The following is a 6,732-nucleotide window of genomic DNA, read 5'->3' on the forward strand; positions in this document are numbered from 1 at the left end:
GTCCCACCGGCCACGACGCCGCCGTCCTCGAGCACGACGATCAGGTCCGAATCGATCACCGTGCTCAGCCGGTGGGCCACGACGATGAGCGTGCGGTCGCGGGCGGCGGCGCCGATCGCGCTGCGCAGAGACGCCTCGTTGCGGGCGTCGAGATTGCTGGTCGGCTCGTCGAGAAGCAGGATCGGCGCGTCCGCCAGCAGGGTGCGCGCGATCGCCAGCCGCTGCCGCTCACCACCGGAGAGCAGCACGCCGCCCTCGCCGACCTCGGCGTCCAGGCCCTGTGGGGTCCGGGTCACGAGCCCGGCCAGGTTGACCTCGTCGAGCGCGGCCAGCAGCCGGGCGTCGTCCGCGTCCGGCGCGGTCAGCCGCAGGTTGTCGCGCAGCGTGCCGGCCAGCACCGGGGCCTCCTGCTCGACGTAGCCCAGACGCCGGCGCAACGCGGCCCGCGGCAGGTCGCGGATGTCCACGCCGCCGAGCAGGATCCGGCCGCCGGAGACGTCGTAGAACCGCTCGACCAGCGCCAGCGCGGTGGACTTGCCAGCGCCGGACGGCCCGACCAGCGCGACCCGGCTGCCCTGCGGCACCTCGAAGCTGACGTCGTGCAGGACCGGGTCGCCGCCCGGATAGGCGAAGGTGACCGCCTCGAACCGGACCGCCGCGGTGCGCGGCGGGTCCTGCGTGGGGCGGTCGCCGTCGGTCTCGGCGGGCAGATCCAGGATTTCCTCGATGCGCTGCAGGGCGCCCAGGCCGGTCTGCAGCTGCGTGTACGCGTTGAGCGCCTGACCGAGCGGCATCACCAGGAAGAACAGGAACAGGATGAACGCCACCAGATCGCCGACCGAGATGGCGCCCGAGGCCACCCGCGCGCCGCCCACCCCGAGCACCAGCAGGAAAGCGCCCTGGATGGCGGCCGACGCGACCGGGTTGATCAGCGCCCGCAGCCGGGCCACCCGCAGACCCGCTGCGTACGCCCGCTCGGCGCCCTCCCCCACGCTCGCCGCCTCGCGCTCCTCCGCACCGCTCGCCCGGATCGTCCGGGCGGCGGAGATGGACCGCTCGACCGCCGAGGTCATCTCGCCCAGCCGCGCCTGAGCCTGCTCCGACAGCGGGCGGATCCGCCGCGAGACGACGATCGCGATGCCCAGCCCGATGCCCAGCCCGACCGCCGCCACCCCGAACAGCACCGGGTCGAGCAGCAGCATCGCGACGGTGGCGCCGACCACCATGACCGCGCCGGTGACCACCTCGAACAACCCGGAGGTGACCACCGCCCGCAGCAGCGTGGTGTCCGCGCCGACCCGGGACAGCAGGTCACCGGTGCGCCGGGCGTCGTACTCGGGGATCGGCAGCCGCAGCAGGTGGCCGGCCAGGCGCCGGCGGGTGGTCAGCACGACGCCCTCGGCGGTGCGCTGCAACAGGTAGTCGCGGACGCTGTCGACCACCGCGCCGACCAGCAGCAACGCGATCAGCGCCACCACCACGGGGCTGATCGGGCGGCCGGCCGAGATGCCGTCGAGCAGCTCGCGGATCAGCAGCGGCTGGACCAGGGCGGCGGGCGCGACGACCAGCGAGAGGACCGCGACCACCAGCAGCGTGCCGCGGTGCTGCCGCAGATAGGGACCGAGCGCCGCAAGCCCCACCCGTCGCTTACGGTCCTCCCCCATGTGAGAAAGCGTAGCCACGCCCGGCACGCGGCTCGGCCCGCGACTCAGCGGCAGCTCAGCAGGCAGCTCAGCAGGCGATGACGGCCTGCAACTCGTGCCGCCGCCGGGCCGCCAGGTCCATCAGCAACTCGGGGGCCTGGTCGAACGGCACCACGGCGGTGATCAGGTGCTTGCGGATCGGCTCGGCGTACTCGAGCAGCAGGTCGATCGTCGCGGCGGACAACCGCTCCCGGTCCCATTCGGCGGTCAGCCCGCGCGGCACCCGGCCGATCTGCGCGCAGCGCACGCCAAGGCCGTTGTGGTGGAACTCCTCGCCGAGCCGCACCGCGTCCGCGCCGCCCTGGTAGAAGGCCAGGTCGATGACGGTGCCCTGGGGCCGCAGCAGGCGCAACGCGAGGTTCAGCGCCGACGCCTGGCCCCGGCACTGGAAGACGACGTCGGCGCCGCGGTCGCCGGCCTGATGCCGCCAGGCCGTCTTCAGCACCGGCGCCGGGTCCTCCACCTCCGGATCCATGGTCTCCAGGCCCAGCGCCGCGGCCACCGCCAGGCGTTCCGGGGTCGGGTCGAGAACCACCACGGACGCGGCGTCGTGCGCCTTCGCGAACAGCGCCGTGAGCAGGCCGACCACGCCGGCGCCGACGACCGCGACCCGCCGCCCGCGGACGCCGTCGCCCAGCGAGCGGACGTGCGTCCCGTGCCGGTCGGCGGCCGCGTGCAGCAGGCCGTTCGCGCAGATCGGGCCCATGTGGGCGACGTAGATGCCGAGGATTGGATCCAGCTCGCCGGGCAGCGGGACGATCCGGTCGCGCAGCGGGTCGGCGGCGTACCCGGTGCGGTGCCCGTAGGTCATCGCCACCAGGGCACCGGTCTCCTCGACCCGGGCCACCTCCATGTAGCCGAGGCGGCGCACCGGATAGGGATCGGCGACCGGCCCGCCGAACAGGCCCAGCTCGGGGTCGAAGCCGTGGTGCAGCGCCGGGTTGGTGCCCTTGACGTAGCTCAGCTCGGTGCCCGCGGAGACGCCGCTGAACACGGTGTGGACCCGGAACGCGCGGCCGGTCAGCGGCTCCGGATCGCCGGTGGAGATCTCGACCCGCCCCGGCTCGGGAACGATGACGGTCCGCTCGGGCACAGCCTCCGGCCCGGTCATGAGCGGTGGCCCGGCTCGGTGCGGCGGGCGGCCTCCGCGATGCGGACGGCCAGTTCGTGGGTACGCAGCGCCTCCGCGTACGGCACACGGATGTCGTCCGCGTCGCCCCGGACCGCGTCGATGAACGCCCGGTCGACGGCCACCCGCGCGGAATCCGGATCGCTCGGCGTCGTCTCCTCGCCGCCCGCATCACGGACGACCAGCCCGGTCTCGCTCACCGCGACTGACAACCCGTCGGCGTAGATCTCCAGCCCGGCGCGCTCCTTCCAGCCGAGCACGCAGGTCTGCGCGAGCGTGCCGACCGCGCCACTGGCGAACCGCAGTGCGGCCACCGTCGCCCCGTCGACGTCGGCGCCCTCCACCCGCGGCGGCGTCCCGTTGCCGGCGGCCCACACGTCGGTGACCTCGCCGGCCAGGTGCCGGGCCAGGTCCAGCACGTGCGCGGCCTGCTCGACGACCGGCCCGCCGCTGCGGTCGGCCCGCGCCCACCAGGCCACCGGCGGCACCTTGTCCAGCCAGGCGCCGGTCACCAGCCGGACCTCCCGCCCGGCCAGCACCTTGCGGGCCTGCTCCACCACCGCCAGGTAGCGCCAGTGGTGACCGACCGCGGTGATCAGGCCACGTTCGGCGATCAGAGCGGCCAGCGCGGTGGCGGTGTCCAGATCAGCGGCGAGCGGCTTCTCCACGAACATCGGCAGCCCGGCGGCGATCACCGCCCGCTCGGCCGGTCCGTGCGCAAAGGGAGGAACGCACACATAGACGGCGTCGGGGCCGTCGTCCAGCAGCGCTGTCAGGTCCGGGTACGCCACCGCGCCGTGCGCCTCGGCCAGCCCGGCTGCGGCCTCGTGGCGCACGTCTGTTACACCGGCCAGGCGTACTCCGGGAAGTGAGCTCAGCACCCGGGCGTGGCGCTGCGCCACGCCTCCCGCGCCCACCATCCCCACTCGCGTCATCGTCATGGCGCTATTCCCTACCCGGAAAAGTCTTCATCTCCAACCTCGAACGAGATCGTTACCTGTGCGCAAGATTGCGGACTCCCAGGAGGGGAATCTGGGAAGGTCGATCGAATCCGTGTTCCGCGAACCCCGGAGGTGCCCATGCGGTCTACGCACGAGAATGTCTCCCCGGTGGTCGAAGCCTGGACGACCTACCGCAGCAGCGCCGCCGCCGATTGGCCGGTGAGCCGACTTATCCGGGCGAAGCGGGACACCACGGTCAGCGTGGTGGTCCCGGCCCACAACGAGGAGGCGACGGTCGGCGCGATCGTCGCCACCATCCGCCGCAACCTGATGGACCGCGCGGGCCTGGTCGACGAGATCATCGTGGTCGACTCGAGGTCGACCGACCGCACCGTGGACGTCGCGGAGGCGGCCGGGGCCCGGGTGATCTCGCAGGACGAGATGACCCGCGACCTGCCCCGGATGGAGGGCAAGGGCGACGCGCTGTGGGCCGGGCTCGCCGCCGCCACCGGTGACGTGGTCGCCTTCGTCGACGGCGACCTGCGTGACTTCTCCGCACATTTCGTCACCGGGCTGATCGGGCCGCTGCTCACCGACCCCTCGGTCGAGTTCGTCAAGGGCTTCTACCACCGTCCCCTCGCCCACGCGTCCGGTGTGGAGCCGGACGGCGGCGGCCGGGTCACCGAGCTGGCCGCGCGTCCGCTGCTCAATCTCTTCTGGCCCGACCTGGCCGGTCTGGTGCAGCCGCTGGCCGGCGAGTACGCGGGCCGCCGGCACACCCTGGAGCGCATCCCGTTCGTCTCCGGATACGGCGTCGAGATCGCCATGCTGATCGACCTGCTCGAGCTGGTCGGCCTGGACGCGCTGGCCCAGGTGGACCTCGGCGAACGGCACCACCGCAACCAGAGCACCGAGGCGCTCGGCCGGATGTCCTCGCAGATCCTGGTGACCGCGTGGTCCCGCCTGCACCGGGCCGGCCTGGCCGGCTCGCCGCAGCCGCCCTCCACGATGCTCACCCAGTTCCGCCGCGGCGGCGAGCACGCACTGCCCGCGCTCGACCGCGAGATCGTGGTCACCGACACCGCCGTCGCCGAGCGGCCCCCGCTGGCCACGCTCCGGAGGGTGCCGGCATGCGAGTTCTGATCAACGCCGGACCCTGGCTGCCGGTGCCGCCGCGCGGCTACGGCGGCATCGAGAACGTGATCGCCACGCTGGTGCCCGCGCTGCGCTCGGCCGGCGTCGAGGTGGTGCTCGCCACGGTCGGCGACAGCGAACAGCCGGTCGACGAGCGGGTCTCGGTGTTCCCCGACGGGCAGTTCGCACGGCTGCAGGAGCCGTACAACCGGGTGTGCGGGATCGTGCCCGCACACCAGCACGCGGTGCGGCGCCGGCTGCAGGCCGGCGACATCGACCTCGTCCACGATCATGTGGAGGCGGCCGGGCTGACCGGGTACGACGCCTCGGGGCCGCCGGTGCTGCACACCCTGCACTGGGACCTGACCAAGCACCCCTCGCTCTACGGCAGCCTGGACGCCGGGCCGCGGCTGCGCGTCAACGGCGTCTCCGCCGACCAGCTCACGCACGCCCCGGCGGCGTTGCGCGCGCACGCGATCGGCCACGTGCACCTGGCCACGCCACTGGCCTCCGCCGACCGGCCGCTCGCGACCAAGGGCGAGCACGTGGTGGTGCTCGGCCGGATCACGCCCGGCAAGGGTCAGGACCTGGCGGCCCGGCTCGCCCACGCCGCCGGGTTCGACCTCGTGCTGGCGGGACCCGTCGGGCCGTACCACTCGCCGCCGGCGCTCGCCGCCGCCACCGACGACGCCAACCCCGACGTGCGCTTCTGGCGCGACCATGTCGCGCCGCACGTCGACGGCCGGCGGGTGCGCTGGATCGGCACCGTCCACGGGCAGGAGCGGGACGACCTGGTGGCCACCGCGCGGGCGGCGCTGTTCCCCCTGCGCTGGGACGAGCCGGGCGGCACCGCGGTGGTCGAGTCGCTGGCGCTCGGCACACCGGTCGTCGGGATCGCCCGCGGCTGCCTGCCCGAGCTGATCGGCCACGAACACACCGGCCTGCTCACCTCCGACGAGAACGAATTGGGAGAGCTGGTGCACAAGGCGACGGCGATCTCGCCGGACGAATGCCGCGCCGAGGCCGCCCGCAGATTCACGCCGGCCGTGATGGCCGAGCGTTACCTGGGCCTCTACCGCCAAGTGATGTCCCTCTGACGTGTTTGCCTCCCCCGTTCCCAGGGCACCTCGGGGTGCCCAGGATGCATCGCACGGGAGGGGGCGCATGACCAGCCATCTGGTCTGCCGGCCGGAACAGGATCTGCCGGTGGCCGTGCTGCGCGTGCGTGGTGACCTCGACGGCGAGACCTCCGACGCCCTGCGCCGGGCGGTCGCGCGCTGCCTGGTCACCCAGCCGGAAGCGGTGCTCGTCGACCTCGGCCCCGTGCGGATCGCCGACGAGGCGGCCCTGGGGGTTCTCGTGGACCTGATGACCGACACGCAGGACTGGCCCGACGTGCCGGTCGTGCTGTGCGGCCCGGGCAAGGGCGCCATCGACCTCGACTGCGAGCGGATCACCAGCGCCGACGACTGCGACGACGCGCTCGCGGCGATCGCCGACGAACCGGAACCGCGCCGGATCCGAGTGCGGCTGCGGCCGGTGCCGGACGCGTGCCGTCAGGTGCGGCAGCTGGTCTCGCAGGCCTGCGGCACATGGCACCGCTCGGAGGCGGCGGCCACGGCGTCGCTGGTCGCAACCGAGCTGGTGGCCAACGTGGTGCGGCATGCCCACACCACGATGGACTTCACGCTGGGGCTGCGGAACAACAAGATCTGCATGACGGTACGCGACGGCAGCCGGCGTCTTCCGCTGCCGGCGGAGCCCGGCCTGAGGGACGCGGGAGGTCGAGGGCTGCGGCTGGTCCGCGAGCTGACCGAGTCGTGGG

General features: G+C 73.6%; 6 protein-coding genes. 3 read left to right on the forward strand and 3 right to left on the reverse strand.

Annotation, left to right across the window (positions count from 1 at the left end; genetic code table 11):
- From AB0M20_RS20255 to AB0M20_RS20265, 3 genes are all read right to left on the reverse strand, one after another.
- Nucleotides 1-1,664: ABC transporter ATP-binding protein (locus tag AB0M20_RS20255; RefSeq protein WP_364300245.1), on the reverse strand; the 1,664-nt coding region annotated here is incomplete at its 3' end.
- Nucleotides 1,665-1,731: 67 nt separating this feature from the next.
- Entirely contained in the window at nt 1,732-2,814 is a 1,083-nt protein-coding gene (locus AB0M20_RS20260; RefSeq protein ID WP_364300247.1) for a zinc-binding alcohol dehydrogenase, read from the reverse strand.
- Nucleotides 2,811-3,773: a Gfo/Idh/MocA family oxidoreductase gene (locus AB0M20_RS20265; RefSeq protein WP_364300249.1), complete on the reverse strand. Its 963-nt coding sequence runs from the start codon at nt 3,771-3,773 to the stop codon at nt 2,811-2,813. Before AB0M20_RS20265 ends, AB0M20_RS20260 begins: the two co-directional genes overlap by 4 nt.
- Nucleotides 3,774-3,911: 138 nt before the next feature.
- Here AB0M20_RS20265 and AB0M20_RS20270 point away from each other — a divergent pair, with 138 nt between their 5' ends.
- The 3 genes from AB0M20_RS20270 to AB0M20_RS20280 all read left to right on the forward strand — a co-directional run.
- The gene (locus AB0M20_RS20270) at nt 3,912-4,916 is read left to right on the forward strand and encodes a glucosyl-3-phosphoglycerate synthase (protein WP_364300251.1); all 1,005 of its coding nucleotides are present in this window, start codon (nt 3,912-3,914) and stop codon (nt 4,914-4,916) included.
- Nucleotides 4,904-6,004 carry a glycosyltransferase gene (locus AB0M20_RS20275; RefSeq protein ID WP_364300253.1) on the forward strand — a complete coding sequence of 367 codons (1,101 nt, stop codon included), beginning with the start codon at nt 4,904-4,906 and terminating at the stop codon, nt 6,002-6,004. The genes AB0M20_RS20270 and AB0M20_RS20275 overlap by 13 nt, the downstream gene beginning before the upstream one ends.
- Before the next feature lie 67 nt (nt 6,005-6,071).
- Nucleotides 6,072-6,732, forward strand: a 661-nt coding sequence (locus AB0M20_RS20280; RefSeq protein WP_364300255.1) for an STAS domain-containing protein, incomplete at its 3' end; no start/stop codon positions are given.

The organism is Actinoplanes sp. NPDC051633 (assembly GCF_040681735.1).
Taxonomy (GTDB): domain Bacteria; phylum Actinomycetota; class Actinomycetes; order Mycobacteriales; family Micromonosporaceae; genus Actinoplanes.